The 24,058-nt window shown below is 46.9% G+C and carries 23 protein-coding genes; 17 read left to right on the top strand and 6 right to left on the bottom strand.

Going from position 1 to position 24,058, the window contains the following annotated elements; genetic code table 11:
• Positions 1-73 precede the first annotated feature (73 nt).
• From thrS to rplT, 4 genes are all read left to right on the top strand, one after another.
• On the top strand, positions 74-1,984 hold the full coding sequence (thrS, locus tag C2M35_RS09975) for a threonine--tRNA ligase (RefSeq protein ID WP_105265237.1): 1,911 nt from the start codon (positions 74-76) through the stop codon (positions 1,982-1,984).
• Between the two features lie 63 nt (positions 1,985-2,047).
• Positions 2,048-2,608: a translation initiation factor IF-3 gene (gene infC, locus C2M35_RS09970; protein WP_105199099.1), complete on the top strand. Its 561-nt coding sequence runs from the start codon at positions 2,048-2,050 to the stop codon at positions 2,606-2,608.
• 208 nt (positions 2,609-2,816) lie between these two features.
• Positions 2,817-3,017, top strand: coding sequence for a 50S ribosomal protein L35 (gene rpmI, locus C2M35_RS09965; protein WP_022944197.1), 201 nt, complete (start codon positions 2,817-2,819; stop codon positions 3,015-3,017).
• Between the two features lie 15 nt (positions 3,018-3,032).
• Entirely contained in the window at positions 3,033-3,392 is a 360-nt protein-coding gene (gene rplT / locus C2M35_RS09960) for a 50S ribosomal protein L20 (RefSeq protein WP_105189760.1), read from the top strand.
• 57 nt (positions 3,393-3,449) lie between these two features.
• Here the strand turns inward: rplT and C2M35_RS09955 are convergent, their stop codons facing one another.
• Positions 3,450-4,277 carry an SDR family oxidoreductase gene (locus C2M35_RS09955; protein ID WP_105265236.1) on the bottom strand — a complete coding sequence of 276 codons (828 nt, stop codon included), beginning with the start codon at positions 4,275-4,277 and terminating at the stop codon, positions 3,450-3,452.
• A 121-nt stretch (positions 4,278-4,398) separates the two neighbouring features.
• On the opposite strand from C2M35_RS09955, the gene C2M35_RS09950 reads away from it, so the two are divergent.
• The 12 genes from C2M35_RS09950 (at position 4,399) to C2M35_RS09895 (ending at position 18,363) form a co-directional block, all read left to right on the top strand.
• Positions 4,399-6,168 carry a M14 family metallopeptidase gene (locus tag C2M35_RS09950; RefSeq protein WP_105265235.1) on the top strand — a complete coding sequence of 590 codons (1,770 nt, stop codon included), beginning with the start codon at positions 4,399-4,401 and terminating at the stop codon, positions 6,166-6,168.
• Between the two features lie 7 nt (positions 6,169-6,175).
• Positions 6,176-6,817 (top strand): MBL fold metallo-hydrolase, encoded by a 642-nt coding sequence (locus C2M35_RS09945; RefSeq protein ID WP_105265281.1) that lies wholly within the window; start codon positions 6,176-6,178, stop codon positions 6,815-6,817.
• A gap of 102 nt (positions 6,818-6,919) precedes the next feature.
• The gene (locus C2M35_RS09940; protein WP_105198954.1) at positions 6,920-7,378 is read left to right on the top strand and encodes an Lrp/AsnC family transcriptional regulator; all 459 of its coding nucleotides are present in this window, start codon (positions 6,920-6,922) and stop codon (positions 7,376-7,378) included.
• A gap of 124 nt (positions 7,379-7,502) precedes the next feature.
• Complete coding sequence (locus C2M35_RS09935; RefSeq protein WP_105215956.1) at positions 7,503-9,059, top strand: SulP family inorganic anion transporter; 1,557 nt, start codon at positions 7,503-7,505, stop codon at positions 9,057-9,059.
• Positions 9,060-9,184: 125 nt separating this feature from the next.
• Positions 9,185-9,910 (top strand): SIMPL domain-containing protein, encoded by a 726-nt coding sequence (locus C2M35_RS09930; RefSeq protein ID WP_158677959.1) that lies wholly within the window; start codon positions 9,185-9,187, stop codon positions 9,908-9,910.
• A gap of 141 nt (positions 9,911-10,051) precedes the next feature.
• Positions 10,052-10,444: an MAPEG family protein gene (locus C2M35_RS09925; RefSeq protein ID WP_105215952.1), complete on the top strand. Its 393-nt coding sequence runs from the start codon at positions 10,052-10,054 to the stop codon at positions 10,442-10,444.
• A 102-nt stretch (positions 10,445-10,546) separates the two neighbouring features.
• On the top strand, positions 10,547-12,448 hold the full coding sequence (locus tag C2M35_RS09920) for a cation:proton antiporter domain-containing protein (RefSeq protein ID WP_105265234.1): 1,902 nt from the start codon (positions 10,547-10,549) through the stop codon (positions 12,446-12,448).
• A gap of 380 nt (positions 12,449-12,828) precedes the next feature.
• Complete coding sequence (locus C2M35_RS09915; RefSeq protein WP_105199003.1) at positions 12,829-13,209, top strand: response regulator; 381 nt, start codon at positions 12,829-12,831, stop codon at positions 13,207-13,209.
• 5 nt (positions 13,210-13,214) lie between these two features.
• A complete protein-coding gene (locus tag C2M35_RS09910; RefSeq protein ID WP_105265233.1) occupies positions 13,215-14,123 on the top strand; it encodes an AAA family ATPase in 909 nt (302 codons plus the stop codon).
• Position 14,124: 1 nt separating this feature from the next.
• On the top strand, positions 14,125-15,114 hold the full coding sequence (locus C2M35_RS09905) for a DUF58 domain-containing protein (RefSeq protein WP_158677958.1): 990 nt from the start codon (positions 14,125-14,127) through the stop codon (positions 15,112-15,114).
• Positions 15,107-17,044 carry a transglutaminase family protein gene (locus C2M35_RS09900; protein ID WP_158677957.1) on the top strand — a complete coding sequence of 646 codons (1,938 nt, stop codon included), beginning with the start codon at positions 15,107-15,109 and terminating at the stop codon, positions 17,042-17,044. The genes C2M35_RS09905 and C2M35_RS09900 overlap by 8 nt, the downstream gene beginning before the upstream one ends.
• A 2-nt stretch (positions 17,045-17,046) precedes the next feature.
• Positions 17,047-18,363: a Na+/H+ antiporter family protein gene (locus tag C2M35_RS09895; RefSeq protein ID WP_105265230.1), complete on the top strand. Its 1,317-nt coding sequence runs from the start codon at positions 17,047-17,049 to the stop codon at positions 18,361-18,363.
• Between the two features lie 194 nt (positions 18,364-18,557).
• Here C2M35_RS09895 and C2M35_RS09890 read toward each other — a convergent pair whose 3' ends face one another.
• From C2M35_RS09890 to C2M35_RS09880, 3 genes are read right to left on the bottom strand one after another with little or no spacing between them, the layout of a single operon-like run.
• Positions 18,558-18,995: an acyl-CoA thioesterase gene (locus C2M35_RS09890; RefSeq protein ID WP_105265229.1), complete on the bottom strand. Its 438-nt coding sequence runs from the start codon at positions 18,993-18,995 to the stop codon at positions 18,558-18,560.
• Positions 18,988-19,848 (bottom strand): M23 family metallopeptidase, encoded by an 861-nt coding sequence (locus tag C2M35_RS09885; protein ID WP_105215923.1) that lies wholly within the window; start codon positions 19,846-19,848, stop codon positions 18,988-18,990. The genes C2M35_RS09890 and C2M35_RS09885 overlap by 8 nt, the downstream gene beginning before the upstream one ends.
• The gene (locus C2M35_RS09880) at positions 19,841-20,698 is read right to left on the bottom strand and encodes a 6-carboxytetrahydropterin synthase (protein WP_105265228.1); all 858 of its coding nucleotides are present in this window, start codon (positions 20,696-20,698) and stop codon (positions 19,841-19,843) included. Before C2M35_RS09880 ends, C2M35_RS09885 begins: the two co-directional genes overlap by 8 nt.
• Before the next feature lie 238 nt (positions 20,699-20,936).
• Between C2M35_RS09880 and fabA the strand changes: the two genes are divergently transcribed.
• Complete coding sequence (gene fabA / locus C2M35_RS09875) at positions 20,937-21,452, top strand: bifunctional 3-hydroxydecanoyl-ACP dehydratase/trans-2-decenoyl-ACP isomerase (protein ID WP_105199010.1); 516 nt, start codon at positions 20,937-20,939, stop codon at positions 21,450-21,452.
• A 57-nt stretch (positions 21,453-21,509) separates the two neighbouring features.
• Here the strand turns inward: fabA and rmf are convergent, their stop codons facing one another.
• Both rmf and C2M35_RS09865 read right to left on the bottom strand, forming a co-directional pair.
• Positions 21,510-21,680: a ribosome modulation factor gene (gene rmf, locus C2M35_RS09870; RefSeq protein WP_105199011.1), complete on the bottom strand. Its 171-nt coding sequence runs from the start codon at positions 21,678-21,680 to the stop codon at positions 21,510-21,512.
• 472 nt (positions 21,681-22,152) lie between these two features.
• Positions 22,153-23,970 carry a protein kinase domain-containing protein gene (locus tag C2M35_RS09865; RefSeq protein ID WP_105199104.1) on the bottom strand — a complete coding sequence of 606 codons (1,818 nt, stop codon included), beginning with the start codon at positions 23,968-23,970 and terminating at the stop codon, positions 22,153-22,155.
• Between the last annotated feature and the right edge of the window lie 88 nt (positions 23,971-24,058).

The following is a 24,058-nucleotide window of genomic DNA, read 5'->3' as shown; positions in this document are numbered from 1 at the left end:
TGAATTAAATCGATTAAATATAACTTACTACATGTGGCGCGGCGTAGGTGTCACCACTGTAAAAGGATTAAACATGCCTGTAATTACTCTTCCTGACGGTAGTCAGCGTATTTTTGATAACCCAGTATCAACTTTGGACGTGGCCTTTGATATCGGCCCAGGTCTTGCGAAAGCAACCATTGCCGGCCGTGTAAACGGCGAGCGCGTTGATGCCTGTGACCTTATAACCGAAGATGCGCGTTTAGAAATTATCACCGCCAAAGATGAAGATGGTTTAGAAATTATTCGCCACTCTTGTGCTCACCTTATTGGTCATGCCATTAAACAGCTTTACCCGGACGCCAAAATGGCCATAGGTCCGACAATCGACAACGGCTTTTATTACGATGTCGATATGGAGCACTCGCTGACGCAAGAAGACCTTGAAGCGCTGGAAAAGCGCATGCTTGAGCTTGCAAAAACCAAATACGATGTAGTTAAAAAGGTTGTCAGCTGGCAAGAAGCCCGCGATGCCTTTGCTGCACGTGGCGAAACCTACAAGATGGAAATCCTTGACGAAAATATCTCAAAAGATGACCGTCCTGGCCTATACCATCACGAAGAGTATGTTGACATGTGTCGTGGCCCGCACGTACCTAACATGTCTTTCTGTCAGCACTTCAAACTGATGAAGGTAGCCGGCGCATACTGGCGTGGCGATTCAGAAAACAAGATGCTGCAACGTATCTACGGCACCGCGTGGGGCGATAAAAAGCAACTTAAAGCGTATTTGCAACGTTTAGAAGAAGCAGAAAAACGTGACCACCGTAAAATCGGTAAAGCACTTGACCTATGGCACTGGCAAGAAGAAGCGCCAGGCATGGTGTTTTGGCATAACGACGGCTGGAGCATTTATCGCGAGCTTGAAGATTTCGTTCGTGAGAAGTTACGCGAGTACGATTACGAAGAAGTTAAAGGCCCATTGATGATGGACCGTGTACTGTGGGAAAAATCAGGTCACTGGGACAAGTATGGCGACGCCATGTTTACGACCGAGTCTGAAAAGCGCGAGTACGCTATTAAACCTATGAACTGCCCAGGTCACGTACAAATCTTTAACCAGGGTTTAAAATCATACCGCGACCTGCCACTGCGTATGGCCGAATTCGGTTGTTGTCACCGTAATGAGCCATCGGGCGCACTGCACGGTTTGATGCGTGTACGTGGCTTTACTCAGGATGATGCCCATATCTTCTGTACTGAAGAGCAGATCCTGGATGAAGTAGCGGCCTGTATCGACATGGTTTACGACACTTACTCAACTTTCGGCTTTGAAAAAATCGTGGTTAAGCTGTCGACACGTCCAGAGCAACGTATCGGTGAAGATGCGCTTTGGGGTCGTGCCGAACAAGCGCTGGCGCAGGCGCTTATGGACAAGGATATAGAGTTTGAATACCTGCCAGGCGAGGGCGCCTTCTACGGGCCAAAAATCGAATTTACTTTATACGATTGTTTGGAACGTGCATGGCAATGTGGTACGGTGCAGCTAGACTTTATGTTGCCGGGTCGTTTGGGTGCAACTTACGTTGCTGAAAACAACGAACGTCGCACCCCAGTAATGATCCACCGCGCGATTTTGGGTTCAATCGAGCGCTTCATCGGTATTTTGACCGAAGAATACGCGGGATTATTCCCAACCTGGTTGGCGCCAAAGCAGGTAGTATTGATGAATATTACCGATAAGCAGGCCGATTATGTGCAAGAAGTTGTACAAAAATTAAATAAACTGGGTATTCGTGCTGCAGCCGACTTGAGAAATGAGAAAATTGGCTTTAAAATTCGCGAACATACTTTAAAACGTATTCCTTACCTGTTAGTAGTTGGCGACAAAGAAGTTGAAGAACAGGAAGTCGCGGTAAGGACACGTACAGGTGAAGACCTGGGCAAGTTTAAAGTCGATGACTTTATTACAAAAATCGCAGACGAAATTAAGAATAGACGTTAGTCTGTGATTGAAAAAGGGTGTGCCAAATACTGAAGGTTACACCCTTTTTTGTTTTTAATATTCTTGGAGGAACGTACCATTAGAGGCGGAAAAAAGAGTCAACAAACGACTCAAAAAAATCGTATTAACGAAGACATCACGGCAAAAGAAGTTCGACTAATTGGCTTTGACGGTGAGCAAGCAGGCATTGTGTCTTTGAGTGAAGCGTTGTCATTGGCGGAAGAAGCTGGTGTCGATCTCGTTGAGATCAGCCCTAATGCTGAGCCACCTGTTTGTAAGGTTATGGACTACGGTAAGTTCATTTTCGAAAAGAGCAAGGCACAAAAAGAACAGAAGAAGAAGCAAAAGCAAATCCAGATTAAGGAAATCAAGTTCCGTCCGGGTACTGACATTGGTGACTACCAGGTTAAATTGCGCAACCTTCGTAAGTTCTTAGAAGCGGGCGACAAAGCGAAAGTAACTATCCGCTTCCGTGGCCGTGAAATGGCCCACCAAGAAATTGGTATCGAACTTTTAAATCGCATTAAAAACGATTTAGAAGATTTGGCAACCTGCGAGTCTTTCCCTAAGAAAGTCGAAGGTCGTCAAATGATTATGATGCTAGCGCCAGTGGCTAAAAAATAGTATACTGCGCGGCTTAAGATTTAGTGCAGGTTTACAAGCTAGCTAAATTGCCTTGGTAATTTATTTAGCACCTGTATCTATCCGGTTGAAAGTAAGGGGCTTTTTAAGTCCCTTCACCGGTTTTGGGAGTAAGTTAGGCCAATAAAGTGTCAGTGTAAGCTGGACGCCTGCTTGCTAAATTTAAGCAATATCAATTGGAGTTATTGCAATGGCTTATAAGCTAAAAACACACCGTGGCGCCGCTAAGCGCTTCAAGAAAACTGCTTCTGGCGGTTTTAAGCGTAAACAAGCGCACCTTCGTCACATTCTGACCAAGAAAACCTCTAAGCGTAAGCTTCACCTACGTCCTAAGCTAATGGTTCACAAGAACGACCACGGCTTAGTTTCTCGTATGTTACCATTCGCTTAATAGGGGTATAGAATAATGGCAAGAGTAAAACGCGGTACTATCGCGCGCGCACGTCACAAGAAAGTTTTAAAGCAAGCTAAAGGTTACTACGGTGCACGTTCACGTGTTTACCGCGTAGCTTTCCAAGCGGTTACTAAAGCGGGTCAATACGCTTACCGTGACCGTCGTGCGAAGAAACGTACTTTCCGTCAACTATGGATTGCTCGTATCAACGCTGCAGCTCGTCAAAATGGTTTGTCTTACAGCCGTTTCATCAACGGTCTTAAGAAGACTTCTGTAGAGATCGACCGTAAGATCCTTGCAGACATCGCTGTTTATGACCAAACTGCTTTTGCAGCACTAGTAGCTAAGGCTAAAGAAGGCCTAGAAGCTTAATTTGTGCTAGCAGAGAAAGGAGCCAATTGGCTCCTTTTTTATTGCCTGCAATTCCTGTTAACGGGATTTAGTTAACACCCAGTCCATCCAGCTGATGGGCAAGATTCTTCTTAAAAAGCCGAATAAATAGGTTGGGGTAGTGACATAATACCTTGCCTGTGGTCGTTGCGACTCCAAGGCGTGCACCAAGCGCTTGTAAACAGCCTCCGGGCCTAATGTAAAAGGTTGAGGCCCAGCGGCCGATTCCAGCCGGCGCTGTTGTGCCAAATAGTTTTCCTTATGCGCACTGGTTTCAATATTGATACCTGAGGTTAAAAAAGCCTGCAGGGCATTATCACGAAATTTCGAGGTGATGGGTCCGGGCTCTATCAAAGATACATGGACACCGCTGCCTTTGAGCTCCAGGCGTAGGGTATCTGTTAGACCTTCCAAGGCAAACTTACTGGCGTTGTAAGCGCCGCGATAGGGTAGGGTCACCAAGCCCAACACCGAGGAGTTTTGAATAATGCGGCCATGGCCTTGTGGACGCATTATTTTACAGGCCAACTGGGTGAGGTGGTGCCAGCCAAAGACATTGGTTTCAAATTGCTTGCGTAGCGCCTCTACGGGTAAGTCTTCTACGGCACCGGGCTGACCATAGGCGCCATTATTAAAGAGCGCATCGAGTTTACCGCCGCCGAGGGTGAGCGCCTCTTGCAGGCCTTTTTCTATTGATTGCGTATCTGTGTAATCAAGCTGCACGCAGGTTATACCCTCTGCATTGAGTTTATCTACATCCTCTTGGGCGCGACAACTGGCAATAACCTTATAGCCACGCTTTTGCAATTGCTGTGCACAATAATAGCCAATGCCGCTGGAGCAGCCGGTGATAAGTATGGTTTTCATAGTCTAATGTAATGATTATTCGCTGGTTTGTAGGCAAACTAGCATTTCATCGCAGCCCTCGCCAGTGTTTGTTTAACCTTGTTATACTCAAACCCACTTATAAGAATAACAAGAGCTTATTATGCTAACCTCTTTATTGCTTAGTGCCGCCCTGAGCCAAGATGCGCATCTGCCGCCATTGATCCCCTGGCAAGGTAAGAGTGAAACCCTGATGCAAACCCAGGGCCCCTTACTAACCGATTTTGAACGCTCAGGTGGTGTCGACTCACCAAATTATAAAGACACCATGGCGTATTTAGATCAGCTGGCAAAGGCAAATAGCGCTCAGTTTCATACTGTGAGCATAGGTAAAAGCGATGCCGGGCGTGGTATTCGTATGCTCCTTGCCACTGAGCATGGGTTGACCTCCGCCGAGCAGCTTGTAGCAGACAACAAACCCACCTTGCTGATTCAAGCGGGCATACACAGTGGCGAGATAGACGGCAAAGACGCCGGCTTTATGCTGCTCCGCGATATTGCCAATGGCAAACGTCCCGATATATTAAAACAGGTTAATCTGCTGTTTATCCCCATTCTCAATGTCGATGGTCATGAGCGCCGCAGCGCCTTTAATCGCATTAACCAAAGAGGCCCACGTATTATGGGCTTTCGTACCAATGGCCAAAACCTTAATTTAAACCGCGACTACACCAAGTTAGACACCCCGGGTGTTCGCGCCATCGCCCATGTCGTTAATGCCTATCAGCCGGATTTATACATAGATGTGCATGTGACCGACGGCGCCGACTATCAATACGATATCACCTATGGCTATAACCCAAGCTTTGCAAGTAGCACGCCCAAGGTAACACAGGCTTTGGACAAGTGGGTGGCGCCCATTATCAATACCAGGCTCGAACAACAGGGGCATATGCCCGGTCCTTTGGTTTTTGTGATGGATAAAATGGAATTTTCAAAGGGTCTGGCCGGTTGGGTGGCTGGGCCTAGATACTCTAACGGCTGGGGAGAGTTGCGTCACCTGCCCACCATATTGGTTGAGAACCATTCATTAAAGCCCTATAAACAAAGGGTGCTTGGCACCTATGTGCTCTTAGACGGCGCAATTGAAGCCTTAGCAAAGCATGGTAAGCAACTTAATCAGGCGGTCACTGCTTCAATTAAGGATAACTACAAAGAGCTGGTCGTTGAGCGCGCTTATGCCAGCGAGCCGGACTATATTCGTTTTAAGGGCATAGCCTACGAGCGCTATCACAGCAAAACCACCCAAGCCCATGAGGTTCGCTACCTAGGCAAGGCGCACGATTATCCGAGTTTGCCTATTTACTGGCAAAAAGAAGTTAAAACCAAGGTTGCTGTCCCCAAGGCCTTTTATATTCCTCGCCAATATGCGCAAGTTTTAGATGTGCTGAACATTCAAGGGGTGAAAACAGAAGCCATATCAACACCCGTAACACTTACCCTGCACCAAGGGCGCATAGGCAGCCACGAGTTTGCCAAGGCGCCATTTGAAGGGCGCTTTAGAGTGACGCCGACAATGGAATATACAGAGATGAATGTCATGGTCGATGAGCATTGGCTAAAAGTAGATACAGATCAAACGCTTGGCTTGCTCGCCACGCATCTATTGCACCCGCAAGCGCCAGACTCTTTGTTACAGTGGGGCTTTTTCCATAGCCTGTTTCAGCGCACCGAGTATGTTGAGAACTATGCCTTGGCTCCCTATGCAGAGCAGATGTTGTTAAACAATGAGGACATCAAGGAAAGCTATGAGCAAAAGCTAAAAGACTCGAGCTTTGCCGAGGATGCTAAAGCACGCCGCGCTTGGCTTTATGCGCAAAGCCCGTATTATGATCAGCAATATTTGAATTACCCCATATTGATGCAGTACTAATATGACCATAAAGATACTTACTGTGCCGGTGACACCATTTCAGCAAAATTGCCGTATTTTGGTGTGTACCAGCAGCAACAAGGCGGCTATTGTCGACCCAGGTGGTGACGCACAAAAAATAGTTGCCACCTTGAATGAGCACGAACTTGTGCCCGAGGCCATTTGGCTAACTCATGGTCACCTAGACCATGTAGGAGCGGCCGATGAGCTGGCTAAGGCTTACAACCTTGATATTATCGGCCCGCATATAGACGAAAAGTTTTGGTTCGATGCACTGCCACAGCAGGCGCAGATGTTTGGCTTTGCACCTCGTCCGGCATTTTGGCCGACGAAATGGTTAAGTCATGGCGACACCTTGACCTTAGGCGAGCTCAGTTTTGAGGTACGCCATTGCCCAGGACACACACCCGGCCATGTTATTTTTGTTGAACAAACGCAAAAACAGGTGCTGGTAGGGGATGTGATCTTTAAAGGTTCGATAGGGCGCACCGACTTTCCTAGGGGCGATGCTCCGACCTTGATAGCTTCTATCAAAAGTCAGGTATTGTCTTTGGACGATGATTTTGTCATCTTAAGCGGTCACGGTGAAAATACCACCGTGGGTCACGAACGTGCCACTAACCCTTTTATCAGTGGTCGTTTTGGCTAAGCTGATGGCTTTACTAACTCGGAGTTCGGGTTAAAAAAGCAGGACGATCCCGGATGGATTGTGTATAATTTTACCTAATTAACGAAAGAATAAGAAAAATCAATGTCATTAAATCAAGTTGATCGCCAGATACTGGCACTGCTGCAGCAAGATGCCAGCCTCTCTACCGCGGAAATAGCCGATCAGGTCGGCCTTTCGCAATCGCCTTGTTGGCGCCGAATTGCCCGTTTAGAGCAAGAAGGCTATATCAAGGGCAAAGTAGCTTTACTCGATGAGAAGAAGCTCGGCTTCGATATGCTGGTGTATGCCCATGTTCGTTTATCCAATCACGGCCGCGATCAACTGGCGCAATTTGAAGAATTGATCATGAGCTATGACGAGGTGACCGAGTGTTACACCATGGCTGGCACCATGGACTTTATGCTGCGCATCATCTCTAAGGGTATTGAAGGTTATGAGCTATTTGTTCGCGATAATTTGCTCAATCTGCCTTATGTGCAAGAGGTACACTCCAACGTCACCATGACCTGCGTAAAACGCTCCACCTCTTTACCTTTGTAAATCTTCTTATAGGCGGCCAAAACGGTCGCCTAACTCTTTGCTGAATTGTTAATTTCTCTGCTTTTTGCTAGAATCTGCACCCCTTTCGCAGCTTGTTTCTAATCGCACCGCAAACGAGGAATGAATGTTTAACTTACTCAGCAAAGCACCTAGCTCTGCTAAAAACGATATCCTATCGGGATTAACCGTTGCCTTGGCATTGGTACCCGAAGCCGTGGCCTTTGCCTTTGTAGCTCAGGTTGACCCCCTTGTTGGCTTGTATGCCGCCTTTATTGTAGGTCTTATCACCTCACTGATCGGTGGCCGTCCGGGTATGATCTCCGGCGCAACCGGCGCCTTGGCCGTGGTTATGACCTCTTTAGTTATCACCCATGGTGTCGAATACCTGTTTGCGACCGTGCTCTTGATGGGTATATTGCAGATACTGGCGGGCGTGTTTAAGCTCGGCAAATTTATTCGTATGGTGCCGCACCCGGTCATGCTCGGCTTTGTAAACGGCTTGGCGATCGTCATTTTCCTTGCCCAATTGGGGCAGTTTAAGGTGTTGGGCGACGATGGCCAAATGAACTGGATGCAAGGCGAACTGCTTTATACCATGCTAGGCCTGGTTGCCTTAACCATGGCCATTATTCATTTCCTCCCTAAGTTGACAACGGCTATTCCATCGAGCCTGGCCGCTATTTTAGTGGTAACCGGCCTGGTGCTAGGTTTAGACCTTGAAGCGCGTACCGTTATCGACTTTGTAAAAGATATGACGGGTGATAGCGCTGCAACCATAGCCGGCGGTTTCCCTGAGTTCCATATTCCTCAAGTACCATTTAACCTTGAAACCCTGAAAATCATCCTGCCTTACGCGGTGATCTTAGCGGCCATAGGTTTGATTGAATCACTGCTGACCTTGACCCTGATCGATGAAATTACCGATACCCGTGGTCAAAGTAATAAAGAATGTGTGGGCCAGGGCGCGGCAAACGTAACCTGTGGTTTCTTCGGTGCCATGGGCGGCTGTGCCATGATAGGTCAGTCGATGATCAATATTAATTCCGGTGGTCGCAGCCGTTTATCCGGTATTACTGCGGCATTATTGCTACTGGTATTTATCCTATTTGCCGCCAGCTACATTGAAATGATCCCACTGGCAGCACTTGTTGGCGTCATGTTTATGGTGGTTATCGGCACCTTTGAATGGTCAAGTTTCCGTATTATGCGCAAGGTCCCTAAATCCGATGCCTTCGTTATCTTCTTAGTAAGTGCGGTAACGGTAGCGACTGATCTGGCCATTGCCGTGTGCGTAGGTATTATTGTGTCGGCCCTGGTATTTGCCTGGCAACATGCGAAACATATCTACACCGAGAGCTATATCGATGAGCAAGGCTCTAAGGTCTATGAGCTACATGGCCCCTTGTTCTTCGGATCGGCGAAGAACTTCTTAGAGCTATTCGATATTAAAAACGACCCTAAAGACGTTATTGTAGAGTTTAAACACAGTCGCGTTGCGGATCACAGTGCCATCGAAGCCATAGACACCTTGGCGGATAAATACACCAAGGCAGGTAAAACCTTGCATCTGCGCCATGTTAGTGCCGACTGTAAGGAATTGCTGCGTAAGGCACGGGATCTTGTGGAAATCAATGTAATTGAAGACCCTAAATACCGTGTTGCTTCGGATGAGCTGGGTTAATACCAATTCACAAACCCAATTGAACCCATAATTTTAGGCCAGCATTTCGCTGGCCTTTTTTATTCAGTTGCAATTAACTAGTCTATACATAGACTTATGTTAATTCTTCAATAATGGGTACGACTATGAAACAACTACTTTCGGTGTTACTGACTTCCTCTTTGGCCCTTGGTGGAGCCTTCGCTGTACAGGCGCAAACCATTCCCGACGAGCCCCATTTACAGGTTCGCGGCGTGGGTGAAGTGTGGGCCACGCCAGATAAGGTAACCATTAATCTGAGCGTTAATGAGCAAAGCATGGATGTGCTGGAGGCCAAAAGTGCCGCCGACAGAAAGCTGGCAAACATGATCATGGCGTTAAAAGAGCTGGGTATTGAAAGTAAGGATATTCATGCCAGCCAATTGGGCATTCACAGCAAAACCCGCTATAACCGCGATACACAAACCAATGAGTTCGATGGCTATGAAGTCAGCCGTAATGTCAGTGTTATTCTGCGCCAAATTGATAACTATGCATCGGTTTTGCAGTTGTTGGTACAGCAAGGAGCCAACCAGGTAGGGCAGTCGCATTTTGGTTTGAGTAATTACGACGAACTGTATAACCAAGCGCAACAGCAAGCCTTTAGTGATGCCAAGCAAAAAGCAAAAACCTATGCCGATGGCTTTGATACTAAGGTGGGCAAAGTTTACAGCATTAACGTAATGAGCCACGACAGACCGATTCCATATCCGCGCGCGGAAATGAAAATGATGGTCAGTGCAGATGCCGCGCCCGGTGTCGAGCAAGCCTACAATGTTGGCGAAATTAAGGTCAGTGCCTCGGTTAACGCGGTATTTTTACTCGATAATTAAACTCGGCAATAAAAATCCGTGCGTGACTGTGTAACCTAGTCAAAGCCGAAGGTAAAATCCCAAAGAGTTTTCCTTCGGCGCTTTTCTTTTAAATCAATTACCTGTAACTTCTAGCCTGATAATGTACTCAGGAGAGCAGACGTGATTGTTTCCATCTATGCCGCCATTTTAGCGCTGGTCTATTTGCAACTTAGCCTTTACGTAGTCAAAGAGCGCCGACGTAGCCACCGCTCTATCGGTATCGGCGACAGCATGGCACTGCAGAGGGCAGTACGCGCTCACGGTAACTTTATCGAGTATGTACCGCTGGCGTTGCTTCTATTATTTTTCAATGAATATCAGGGTCTTGCAAGCCATTATAGCCACCTGCTAGGGGCAACCTTGGTGTTTGCACGTCTAATCCATGCCAGCAATATTTCCCAGTTAGATGAAAACATAAAGGTGAGGGTAGTGAGCATGGTGTTAACCTTCTCAGTGATAATGATCTCTGCGGTGTCCTTGCTGCTCGATGCCACCTTGGGGATTTATCTTTAAATCCTGCCTACCTTATCTCGGCAAAATCAAAGCCTTAGTATAAATAGTCGTCTAAACTTGCCCTTAAGCGTGATTCTAAATTGCTAGCTCAAGGGCAAATTGATGACAGACATTCTTATTGTTGCCTGTATTTTTCTGATCTCCGCCATAGTGGCCGTTCCCATTGCCACGCGCTTTGGTTTAGGCTCCGTACTTGGCTATCTGATAGCCGGTATTATCATTGCACCCTTATTAACAGTACTTAAAATAGACCTGGTATCAATTCAGCATGTCGCCGAGTTCGGTGTGGTGATGATGCTTTTTCTGGTGGGCTTGGAGCTGGAGCCAAAAAAACTCTGGTCTATGCGCGCTCAGTTAATAGGCTTAGGTGGAGGGCAAGTATTGCTTACGGCTCTGGCTATTATGGGAGTCGCTGTGCTTTTAGGATATTCATGGCAACCGGGCCTGAGTATCGGACTTATTCTCACCTTGTCATCCACCGCCATAGTCTTGCAGAGTTTGACCGAACGCTCAGAGCTTGATACCGAGGGCGGTAAGGCAACATTTTCCGTATTGCTCACTCAGGATATCGCCGTTATTCCAATCTTGGCCGTGTTGCCCTTACTGGCCATGGGCGATGCAAGTAGCGCCGAGATCGCTGGCACACATGCTACGTCCCAAATAAACATACTAAGTGGATTAAATGGCTGGCAAAGCGCATTAATAGTACTGGCGGTGATCTTAAGTGTGGTGGTAGGGGGCGCGTATCTGACTGGGCCCATCTTTAAATTTGTCGCCCAGGCAAGATTAAGGGAATTATTTACCGCAACGGCCTTATTCCTGGTGATAGGCATAGCCTTAATGATGACATTAGTTGGGTTATCGCCGGCTTTAGGTACCTTTATCGCCGGGGTAGTTCTTGCGAATTCTCCATACAAACATGAGCTTGAAAGTAATATCGAACCATTTAAAGGGCTCTTGTTGGGCGTTTTCTTTATTACCGTTGGTGCCGGGATTAATTTCACTCTATTGGCTGCGCAGTTTGGCTGGATATTCTTTACTACCTTAGCCCTGATACTGGTAAAAATTGCCGTGTTACTGGTATTAGGACGCGTGCTTGGCATTAAAGGCGCAGCCCTTTGGTTACTTGCACTTGGGCTTGCCCAAGCCGGTGAATTCGGCTTTGTTTTACTGTCATTCTCAGTGACCAATCAGGTGATGGAGCAGGCCATGGCAGACCGTTTATTACTGGTGGTTACTCTGTCTATGCTGATATCGCCTTTACTTTTTATTCTATATCAAAAGGTTATAGCGCCGAGATATGTGGTTGAAGGAAAAAGCCGCGAAGAAGAGTTTCCACAAAACAGCCATATTATTATCGCCGGTTCGGGACGAGTCGGCGGTTTAGTGGATAGGATATTAAAAATAGGTGGGTATCGTGCCACGGTAATTGACCATAATTATCAACATTTGGAAGCCATGGCGCGTATCGGAGTGCATTATTTCTATGGGGATGCGACACGACCTGATCTATTAAATAGTGCCGGAATAGATAAAGCAAAATTATTGGTGATAGCCCTGGACGATAAAGAGCAAATCACCACCTTAACTCAGTACGTTTTACAGAATTATCCCCATGTCCATGTGTTAGCACGAGCCATAGACAGGCATCATGTTTATCAGCTATGGGCACTGGGTTGCCGTGACATTATCCGAGAAACCTACGACAGCTCACTGCGTATAGGGCGCGCTGCCTATGAAGCGCTAGGAATTAACAGCGAACAGGCAGCGGATATCATTTCCAAGTTCGATACCTATGATAAGAAAATGATGCGGGTCACCGCAGAGGCCTTTGATGCCAGTTTGCCATTTCAGGATAATGATGAGTACGTGAAGTTAGTGAAAGACTATATGCAGCAATACGCGCCAGAATTAAAAGAGTCGGTTGCAAGCATCATCAATACCGAGAAACAATCCGGTACCAGCGACAAAGATACTTACGCTGACTCAACAGACAAGCACTGAAACTCGACAAAAAATACCTTGGTTAATCAAGAACAGGTAAAAAGGGCTGCGCAAACACATTACTTATTAAGAGGATAACTCTGTTTTTAATTATAAATGCGCTATTTAACATAACATAAATTATAGGTTATTAAGGCTTATATGCAGCAGCACGAATCCATACGCCTTCATATGTCCAATACTAGACGGTATCGGACATTTCGATGGTTTATATAAATATTATTCGACCCATCTCTATGGCACTAACTATCACAGCGGCTTTAGCTTCACATTAAATGTCGATTAAATTCACGATAAGTGTTCAATCATGCCTTGGTTGTATTGAGCAAATGCGCCTTATCGCATAGTATTGTTTAAAACAGCAATAAAAAAGATGCATTATGGAGTTTGTTCGCCCGCTGGAGCCAATTCTGATTATCGATAATGATCAGTCCATGCGTAGTTCTTTAGCCGCGATTCTCACCGAACTAGGTTATGACCAGATCACCGGTAGCGCGGATATTAACGACGCTAAGCCTTTACTCGCTCAACTCGATCCCAAGGTTATCTTCGTTGATATTGCCTTACCCGACTGCGACGGTTGCGACATTATCAGCTACCTGTCGGAGCTACACCCGCACAGTAAAATCATCCTTTGTGCCGACCATAATTCTTACGAAAACGTTGAGCACAACTGGGAATTTGGCGCCGAGGAATACATAAGTAAACCTTTTAACGCCAACAAAGTCGACATGGTTATGAAGCGTTTAGAGCTTAACTAATCCCTATGCAAGAAAAATTAAAACAACTTACGCTGGGTTTAGCGGATGTCATCTATGGCAAAGAACAACAAATAAAACTCGCCCTATGCGCCATGCTATCCCGTGGCCATTTATTGCTTGAAGACCTGCCTGGCATGGGTAAAACAACCTTGTCTCACGGTTTGGCGCAAACCCTAGGCATGAGTTATCAGCGTATTCAATTTACCAGTGACTTATTGCCCGCGGATATTCTCGGCGCCAGTATTTTTAACACCAAAGAGCATAAGTTTACGTTTCATAAAGGCCCTATTTTCAGCCAAATTGTGTTGGCGGATGAAATTAACCGCGCCGGCCCTAAAACCCAAAGCGCCTTGCTTGAAGCCATGGAAGAAGGCTGTGTCAGTATAGACTCAGAGCGTTATACCTTGCCGGAGCCTTTTTTCGTAATTGCTACGCAAAACCCGCAGCATCAATCCGGTACCTTTCCACTTCCGGAATCCCAGCTGGATCGCTTTTTTATGCGACTTAGCCTGGGCTTTCCACCGGCAGACGCAGAAAAACTGCTGATCAAAGGTCTTGGTCCGCAAAGGCATAAAACAATAGAGCCTATTATCAGCTGCACCGAGCTGCAACAGATGCAAAATCACGTGGATAATATAAGTATCGCCAACACAGTGGTCGATTATATTCTCGCCTTAGTGACTCTGACTCGTCATGACCGTGATATTACCCATCCTTTATCACCGCGAGCCAGTATCGCTCTGGCCCAAGGCGCTAAAGCCTGGGCGTTTTTGGAAGGCCGGGATTATGTGATGCCAGAGGATGTGCAGGCGGTTTTTTCCAGTATCTGTGAACATCGCGTCAATCCACATGACAATTACAGTCAGGCCAGCGTGTGCGACGATATCTTGCGCCGGGTTAAGGTGCCGCTCTAGTATGACCGCCCTGCTGCGCAAGGCATTCGCCCCACTCCATCATCAATTACAAGATTGGCTGCTAAGGGATAAACATAAAACCACGTCGCTCACCTTAGGACACAGCACGGTTTACGTGCTGCCCTCAAAACTGGGTTTTGGTTTTATCCTGGTGGCTGCTCTGAACTTTATACTTGCCGCCAACTATCAAAATAATCTGGTACAACTGAGCTCCTATTTAATGTTAGTGCTGGTGCTTATGTCTTTGATCCAATCCTACGCCAATATCAAAGGGCTGCAGTTGCAATTTAAAGAAGTGGCCAGTGGTTATGCCAATCAAGAACGCACTTATCGCCTCAGTCTGGCTAATCAGCAACGTAACAGCTATGCCATTCAATTACAGTGGCAAGGCAGCACGACTTTGGTTGAGAAGGTCGAAGATAGCAGCCAGGATGTCTCCATCCAGGGTGGGAAACAAGCGCGAGGCTATTATAAGGTACCGAGATTGAAGGTGTTTTCCACATATCCCTTTGGTCTCGCAAAAGTATGGAGCTACCTCGATGCGAACGCCGATTATTATGTCTACCCTGCTCCTCAGCCCCATAATCATGGTTTAAACAAGCAAGCGCTTGATGACTCGCCGCAACAAACTTCCGGTGCTTTAAGCCAGTCCGGTAATGATGAGTTCGATGGTCTTAAAGAGCACAAACAGCTCGCCGATTACCGCCGTATTTCCTGGAAACACTTTGCCAAGCGAGAGCAGCTTTTAGTCAAAGAATTTATCACCGAGGCCGACGGCGCCTACGTAGTAGATTTTGAAAAGTTCCCTGGCGATGTTGAAAATCGTTTAAGCCTGATGGCTTACAGTATTGAGCAGGCGCAAATCCAACATATGCCTATCGCCATCGCACTGCCAGGCCTTATACTTGCCTGTAATAACAGTGATGAGCATTATCTCAAGGCGCTGCGTGCCCTCGCCCTTTATAAAAAGCGGGGCTCACACCATGAGTAATTTTGCCAGCAGCGCCCTTAGCTTTATTTATATTGGCATCCTGATGATGTTGTCGGCCGAGTTGCCGACCATGCTGTTGAGTCTGTTGCTCTTGTTATGCCTTTGGAACCTGCTATTAGCAAACAAGGGGCTCACACGCCCAGCCATGCTGGCAACCAACCTGCTGGCGGCGGCCTTATTGGCGGTACTCTTTATCACAGTAAATTTAAAACAAAGTGTCTTGTTGTTTGTGATCATGCTGCTGCAGGCAAGCATTTTAAAACTATTACAGGCAGAGAGTGCTAAGCAACAACAAACCGTGATAGTGCTGACTTTTTTCTCTATCTCAACCGTGTTTCTTTATCAGCAGTCCTTGTATAGCACATTACTTGTAGGCGTTTTTTTCATCACCTTAACCATTGCCCTGGCTAGCCTCAATGGCTTGCCAACCACACGTTTAGCCATGCGCAAGAGCATTTATTCGCTCTGTATTGCCGTGCCTCTGGCGGCCTTGATGCTGGTGTTTGTGCCTAAAATGCCGGCATTTTGGCAGTTACCCGGCGCCAATACCGCTAAAACCGGCTTGAATGAGCGCGTCGACCCTTTTGATATCGCCAGTTTGGCAAAATCCGATGAACTGGTATTTCGCGCCGAGTTCAATGATGATCAAGCAGCTCCGCCTTATTATTGGCGCGCCATGTTGCATACCAGTTTCGACGGCAAGGCTTGGGTAAAGGAAAAAGCCCCGGCCTACGAGCGTCAAAATATAGATTGGCCCGCCTATACAGGTTCTGCACAAATATACCTGGAAAAAAGTGCCAACCCTTGGCTTTATACGCTAGGCGATGGGGTTAGCCCTGCCGCCGATGTCAGAAACATCAATGACGGTTTATTGCTGCGCCAAGACCCATCCGCGTCGAACTTTAAATATCCATTGCGTTATCGTCCACAATTGCCCGCGGCGCTAAGCCAATACGAATATCGTTACTACACCCAATTACCACTACAAGGCAACCCGCTGGCCCGTAACCTGGCCAAGCGTTTGCTAGCGAAAAGTGATAATGTCGACGCTTTTATCAGTGAGCTCTATGAGCATTACCGCTATCAAGGTTTTACTTATACCCTGACCCCTACACCCATTACCGGGAGCAACAGTCTGGATATTTTTCTCACTCAGACTCAGCGTGGCTTTTGCGGTCATTATGCCAGTGTCAGTGCCTTTATGATGCGCAGCGTAGGCATTCCTGCTCGTTTGGTATCCGGCTATTTGGGTGGAGAAAATGTCGGCGACAGTAATTATCTTTCTGTATATCAATACGATGCCCATGCCTGGGTGGAATATCACGATGGTGAACAGTGGCAACGTTTTGATGCCACCTCAGTGGTCGCTCCTGAGCGCCTGAATGGCTCTTTGTCTCAAGTCGACCAGCTGCAACAGGAGTTTCGCGCCAATCTGGATCTCGGACTATTACAGCTTAGTGGCTTTAAATCATTAAACTGGCTGCGGATTCAATTAGAGAAAATTGACTACCGCTGGACCAAATGGGTGCTTGGGTTCGACCAGGAAAAACAAAATAACTTTCTAAAAGAGTTGCTAGGCAGTCAGTTTGCACAATACAGTATGGCCCTTGTGGTTATTGGCATTGCCCTGGTGTTATTTGTTATCTTGATCCTCAGTTCGCGCCACCGCAAGGTGCAATTGACCTTCAGTGCCAAGCAGTTGGCCAAGCTATTTAATGCCGCCGATAATTCATCCCTTTTATCACCAGAGCAACTGACACCCGTGGCGCAGCTAAACTATCTGGCAACGCATACGCCAAGACTTAAAACACAGATGGAGCAAATTTCTCGTTTTTACATCCAAGCCACCTACGAGCAGAAACCGCTCACAAAAAAACAGCGCTCAGAGTTTAGAAAAGTAGTAAATAAGTCAATAAAAATCATAGGGTAAAAATGAATTCAGTCATTGTCGGCGTATTTCTTATGCTGTTATTGACCCTGTTTCGGGTCAATGTCATTGTCGCCATGACGGTCGCGGCGCTTGTCAGCGGCTTGGTCGGTGGGCTTTCCCTTACCGATACTGTCACAGCTTTCAACACAGGTCTCTCCGGCGGCGCTGAAATAGCCTTAAGCTATGCCATGCTCGGCGCTTTTGCCGTCGCTATCGCCAAGTCCGGACTGACCAATTTATTGGCGGCGCGCTTATTGGTGTTAATGGGCAAAGAGCAAACGTCGGAGCGTTTTTTATCCTTCGCCATTATGGCCGTGGTGCTGTTTTGCGCCTTAAGTTCGCAAAACCTGATCCCCGTACATATCGCCTTTATTCCAATTTTAATTCCGCCACTTTTGGCGATTTTTAATCGTTTGCAGATGGACCGCCGTGCCATTGCCTGTATTCTTACCTTTGGTTTAGCCACCGCTTACATGGTACTGCCCTACGGTTTTGGCGGTATTTATCTATACAATATTTTGCACCTTAACCTGGTTGAAAATGCCTTAGTTATCGGCAAAAGTGACGTACCACAGGCCATGATCATCCCTGCCATCGGCATGTTTGTGGGGTTATTGGTGGCGGTGTTTATCAGTTATCGTCGCAAACGTGAATACAATCACACCCTGGTGAGCGAGGCGAAATCCTTAGAAGTTGAAAACCCAGGCAAGGTATTACTGGTCGGCACCTTGGCTATTGTTTTATCCCTGATCGCCCAGTTTATGAGTCAGTCTATGATCCTGGGTGGCTTGGTTGGGGTTATGGTCTTTACCCTTTTTGGTATCGTCAAATGGCATGAAAATCAGGATGTGTTTTCTAAAGGCGTGGCCATGATGGCGATGATAGGCTTTATTATGATCTCCGCTCAGGGCTTTGCCGAGGTCATGAAGGCCACCGGCCATATAGATACTTTGGTCAGCGGCGCCGCAGATATGATAGCCGGTAATAAGCCCGTTGCGGCACTGCTAATCCTGTTAGTTGGCTTAATGATCACCATGGGCATAGGCAGCTCGTTTTCCACAGTACCCATTATCGCCGCCCTCTTTGTGCCCTTGTGTTTGCAACTGGGTTTTTCACCCATGGCTACCGCAGCCCTTGTTGGGACTGCCGGTGCGTTAGGGGACGCCGGCTCCCCCGCTTCAGACTCAACCCTGGGGCCAACATCGGGCTTAAATGTCGATGGCCAACACGACCATATCTGGGATTCAGTGGTGCCAACCTTTATCCACTTTAATATTCCCTTAGTCCTGTTTGGTTGGGTAGCCGCCATGGTGCTTTAGACAAACCAAGTAAGATTCAAAAAGAGCCGCATCGCGGCTTTTTATCCTTTGTAATACCGCAATTTGTCATTCACTTGAAAAACTTTAACTAATGATTAGTTGGGAAAGCCAAGGTTGATCATGTCAAAACGAAAGTATGATGTGTTCATTATGCGTGGACAGATTAAAAAAGGGAGCCTTAGCTCCCATTCTTATTAGTCTTGAAATCCGTTTATCATTCGCTCGCAGACTACAGGAGTTGGCCTGTGGTTTTCATCAACGGCAACAAAGGTAAAGCTGCCACGAATGGCTAAATGCTTGTTATCTTTATGCATGGTCTCAAGGAAGATTTCGACATCCACCTTTAAGCTGGTGTTACCTACGTGTACTACCTTAGAAACTAACTCGGCAAAGGTACCGGCAGGAATAGCTTCTTTAAAGTCAACGCGATCTGATGAAATGGTTACCAAAGGCTTGCGACAAAAGCGGGTCGCAGCGATAAAGGCGACCTCATCCATCCAGGCCAAGGCATCGCCACCGAACAAGGTGTTGTGGTGGTTGGTACGCCCAGGAAACACGGTTTTGGTTACATGGGTAATTGAGTCTTGAATACGCTGTGCAACAACGGCATCTTTATCTAGGATATTAGTCATTCGTGTTAGCTTCGCTCGCTAAAGTGTCTATCATCATAAGTTGCGGGTCTAATCGGGTGTTAAACCAGTTAAAACGCCAGTCTAAATGCGGGCCTGTTACCCGCCCTGTGGCACCAATTTGGCCGATGCGCTCGCCTGTTTTTATCATTTCGCCTTTTTCCACCAACACCTTGTGCATATGGATATAGGTTGAACTGATACCGTGGCCATGATCGATAATCACAGTACCACCTGAGTAATATAGGTCCGGATGAGCGAACACCACGCGTCCTGGTAAAGGTGCATAAATGGGCGTGCCCGTCTTATTGGCGATATCCAAACCGAAATGAGGGCGTTTGGGCGTACCGTTGAAGTATCTTTGGCTGCCATACACACCAGAAATTCGACCTTTGGCTGGGCGATACACGGGCGCTATAAAATCTGTTAAATCCGATTCATTGGCGCGGGCCTCACGAACCATGGCAGCGTCGCTGCGAATACGCTCCAACACCTCTTTAGGTGGTTCTACGTACTTTTGCTCCACCCCTTCGATTTTATCTATCTTATATTCGCGTTGGCTGACGTTAAAGTCCAGCTGCTGCCAGTTACCCTGCTTATCAAGCCATTTTAGCTGCTGCTGTGGCTCAGCATCACGGTCTATACCAAAGACAAAATAGCCTTCAGCGCTGCGTTTAAGTTCACGCTCGGCAAACACGACTTTTTGCGCATGGGGCAATTGGCCAATGAGCATGGCACCTTGTGTCAATGTCCCCTTAACCAAGGGCTGTGGCAACTGCGCTGCCTTGGCCGCGGCCGGCGAACTACTGATACATGCTAGGGTAATTAAACTCGAACAAATGAAGCGTTTAAGCATAACTGATGGATCCTTTCCCTACCCCTTCATAAGCCGTTACTTTAATCTGCTTATCTGGGTATTCTCGTTTTAATTCTTGCGCCATAAAGTCGGCAATACATTCAACCGTGGTATCACAAGGGAGTATTTCAACGCGTTCGGCGCTAATGGCCAGCTCAAATTCGCCCTGAGTTGAGCGATAACGGCTGCAGAGGTCACCCTCTTTGGCTTGTATATGTTGCAGTTGCGTCGCTTCAACCTGATCTTCTGCACTAAGCAGGTAGATATCTTCCCAGCGGTCAGCCCACTGTTTTTGCAGGCGCGGCATTGCCATACCATCGAGCTCTATACCCAGGGTGCTGCGATGACCATGAATAATACGCTGGCAATTACCGTCGTGCTTTTTCAGGCCGTGAGAATAATGATAATAGAAGCTATTGCTTGGCTCCGGGCGTAAATGCAAACCCATGCCGGTAACATTGGCCGGTAATTGCGGGGTGATCAAGGCAATAAGATGTGCGATTAAGGCCTGCTCATCAATGCGCGGCGCATCGATTTTGCTTACCGCTTGCAGCGGTGCACTCATGGCAAGGTGATGCTTGGCACCAAAATGCGCATCAAGAATCACCATGTCGTCATTTTCAATCAGGCTTATATCCGCCTGCATTGGCACGGCCAGGGTATGGTCGACGCTGTCATCGATAATGCGCTTTATCTGCTTTTTTACCAAGCCAAAATCAAGCACCATGGACTCATCATTCAAAGCACCATCCAGGGTCAAATCAACAATCCAACTTTCTCCTACCGGTCCACGGTCGGGACAAAAATATGAAAAATCGATAACGGTAAGATCGTTGACAAACAAAGTCATAGGTCAGCCTAACAAGCAATTGATAATTTTGCCCAAAATTATACAGAGGAAAGGGTTAAATTGCTGCCCTTTTGCGGATTTATTGAAGATTCTCGCCCCGGTAACAGTGACACAACGCCAGATTCACATAAATTAAATAAAAAACCTGTAAATCTAGACCATTAAATGACTGCTCAGAGTTGTTTAGCGTACAGGTGTACGCTAAAGTAGCTGCAAATTTTCAAACAATAAGTGTGTTATGGAACGTAAGAATAGCTACTCGAAAGAAGACTTGGTGTTGTGTGGTGAAGGTAAAATGTTCGGCGAGAACAATTGCCGCCTTCCTAGCGACAATATGTTAATGATGGACCGCATCGTTTCTATTACCGAAGACGGTGGTGAGCATGGTAAAGGTCAGATCGTAGCCGAGCTGGATATTGACCCATCACTGTGGTTCTTTGACTGTCACTTCAAGGGCGATCCGGTTATGCCTGGTTGTCTTGGCCTTGATGCTATGTGGCAAATCGTGGGCTTTTTCTTAGGTTGGTCAGGTGGTCCTGGGCTAGGTCGCGCACTGGGTGTGGGTGAAGTTAAATTTACCGGTCAAATCCTACCTACGGCGAAAAAAGTAACCTATCGCATCGATATGAAGCGCGTTATTAAGCGTAAACTATTTATGGGTATGGCCGATGGTACTGTAGAAGTAGATGGCCGCGTTATCTATGAAGCGAAAGATTTAAAAGTAGGTCTTTTCCAAGATACCAGCGCGTTTTAATCATCTGCATTAACGCTACAAAAAACGCCGCTTTATAGCGGCGTTTTAATTGAAAATTTAGACTTTAAATTGGGCTCGTTCTTCGATGGCCTCTCGCCACCCGCCAAGCCATTGTGATCGCGGGTCGAGCTGTTGGTAGGGGCAGTTTTCTTTTGAGCGGCCTGCCAAGCCAGCTTTATAACCTTGAGAATGGGCGCGTTCTAGACGATCACGTTTTTGTCTCTTCATAGGTAAAGTCCTCACCATTGTAGTTTCGTCATTTGTAGTGTTTTTATCATCTACAAGTAATGGATAATTAATAGAACTGTCACTTTAGATAGCCATACTTATCACCACATTGGGTTATTTCGGCTAAATGAGCAGTTATTGACTGCGAAAAAATAAGTGGCCGTACCTCTGTTTCTTCGACCGATTACATGGACTCCGTAATAAAGGCATCGTCGGTAGTGCTAAAACCCCGTGTAATTGACGGTAATATTTTTTTGCACAAAACGGACAATACTTACAACTACTGACAGCAAAAGCGACTAATAAGTTCCGCTGTCCCTAAGGTCAATCTGCCGTCTCTTGAGACAGTTTTCAAGTCTTATTTTTTTGTCTGACTAGATATAATATGTGCGGGCAATTGATAGAAAAGAAAAGTGGCGCAGATCTTTATGAAACTGCGCTGGCGTACCCCATTCTTATGTTAATTTTTGCATCAACTATGTTTTTTTGGGTTCTTTGATAAAAAATAATCCGGCTGTTTTGCGCACAGCGAAAACTCCCGAGTGTTCTTATAAGGTAGCTTCATAAAGCCTGCCACACCTACCCCGTCTATGCTCATGGCATACTGCATAATTTCATTCAGTAACTGGGTAAACCGCGCTTCCTGAGAGGCATCAAGCAGGCGATAATAATGGTGTATTTTCAAACGCTGAGCTAATGACTCAAAGATAATACAGCCGGTATGGTGAATTTTATTGAGCTCGAAAACGCATTGAATGATCTTTTTCGGCAGTTGCAACTGCTCGTCCGGATCCTTGCCATCCTCAAAGTAGGAGTGCGGCCTTAGCATTTCCTTGGTGGGAATATCCGTTACGTCATAACTCAGCTCAGGCAACTGCTCAAACACAAATGCGCCGGTGTCGTCTCGCTCTACTTGAATAGTTTGCCTGGCATCAAACAGACAACACTTAAATAAGCCCTTTTGTTCTATGCCCTGGGCCAGTTTCACCGTGTTGTCCACCGCATCCTGAAACGCCAGTTGCAGGGATTCGTCATAAAGGATCAGGCTGGACTCAACAAACAGGTTATCCTGTTTCCAGTGAAAACTAAGGCCGCCCACCACGGGGTATTTAGCCAGGCGGCTAATGGCGGCAAGAAACGCTTTTTCCGTATCGCCGGTGTCGAACAGAAACTCCCGATAATACCGCTCTAATTGAGCATCATTCACATCAGTTAAGCGCTTATCGCTGTCGGCTTGGCGTAGAAACTGTTTACGCGAGCTATATACTACTGTGTCGGGCAAGATATCGGCCACCGAGCTCCAAAACGGGATCAGCGACTTAGACGGAACGCGCTGCTGGACCGGCACAAAGGCTCGCGCCATGGCCGGCATATTACGAATAAAATAATCACCGGCCTTGTCCCGCGTGGTCTTGTCCTTACTGAGCATGCCATCGATTACCCTGGCGAACTCCACAGGCAGACCCAAAGAGCTCGCTGGAATAACCTGGGCGCCAAAGCGACATGACTGAGCCGAAGCCAGCGCATAGAGCGTTGACGCCACACCTTGCTCGTCAAAACGCGGCGACGATTTAGCACCCGACATCTGCTCATCACCGATAAAGTACACGTCCCCCATACGGGCATTGGTGTTGGTAATATCCGCCGACATTAAATCCATCACATTGGCACCCACTGGGTGTCCTTCGGCATCCAGCTGAGCATAGACGGAGCTGCCCCAATCGACCAAGGATAAGGTGCTACTATCAGGGTCCCACACCAGGTTCGAAGGTTTAATATCGCCATGAACCACGGGCGTAGGTGTAATGCCGTTTCTATGCTGGCGCAGCAGCAAGAGTAATTGGTGTAATTGCAACCCCAGAGCCAACAGTTGTTTTGCGGATATCTTTCCTAGGCGCAGGGAGAAATGCTCCAGGTCGTGACCCAAGGAGCGTTCCATCATCAGGATCCCCTGTTTTTTAATACGCTCAAAGGCATAAAACTTAGGGATCATCGGATGATCGAAGCGAGACAGCATATAGGCTTCGTCTTCAAGACGATCGCGCACCGATTGGGCTAAGGTAATACGGGAAAACTTAAATACCCACTGCTGCTCTTTGTCATCAACACCGGCAAACACAAAGCCATAAGCACCAGAGCCGATCAGCTCGACATCCCGATACCCCAGCATGGTCAGTTGCTTAATACAAATATTAAGCCATTGCTTATGTTTTTTTGCATCACGATGTGAGAGCAGATAAATGGACTGCTCTTCATTGATGTAAAAATTCGTGATCGGCCGTTGCGCCACCGCCACCTCAAGGTTGTTAAAGTGCTAACTATCTGCTCAGTTTACGCTTTTTTTGAGCTATTCGAAATAATAGGAAACAAATTCGTCA

The sequence above is a fragment of the Pseudoalteromonas sp. T1lg76 genome (assembly GCF_002964725.1).
GTDB lineage: Bacteria > Pseudomonadota > Gammaproteobacteria > Enterobacterales > Alteromonadaceae > Pseudoalteromonas.
This window is presented reverse-complemented; position numbering and strand designations above follow the sequence as displayed.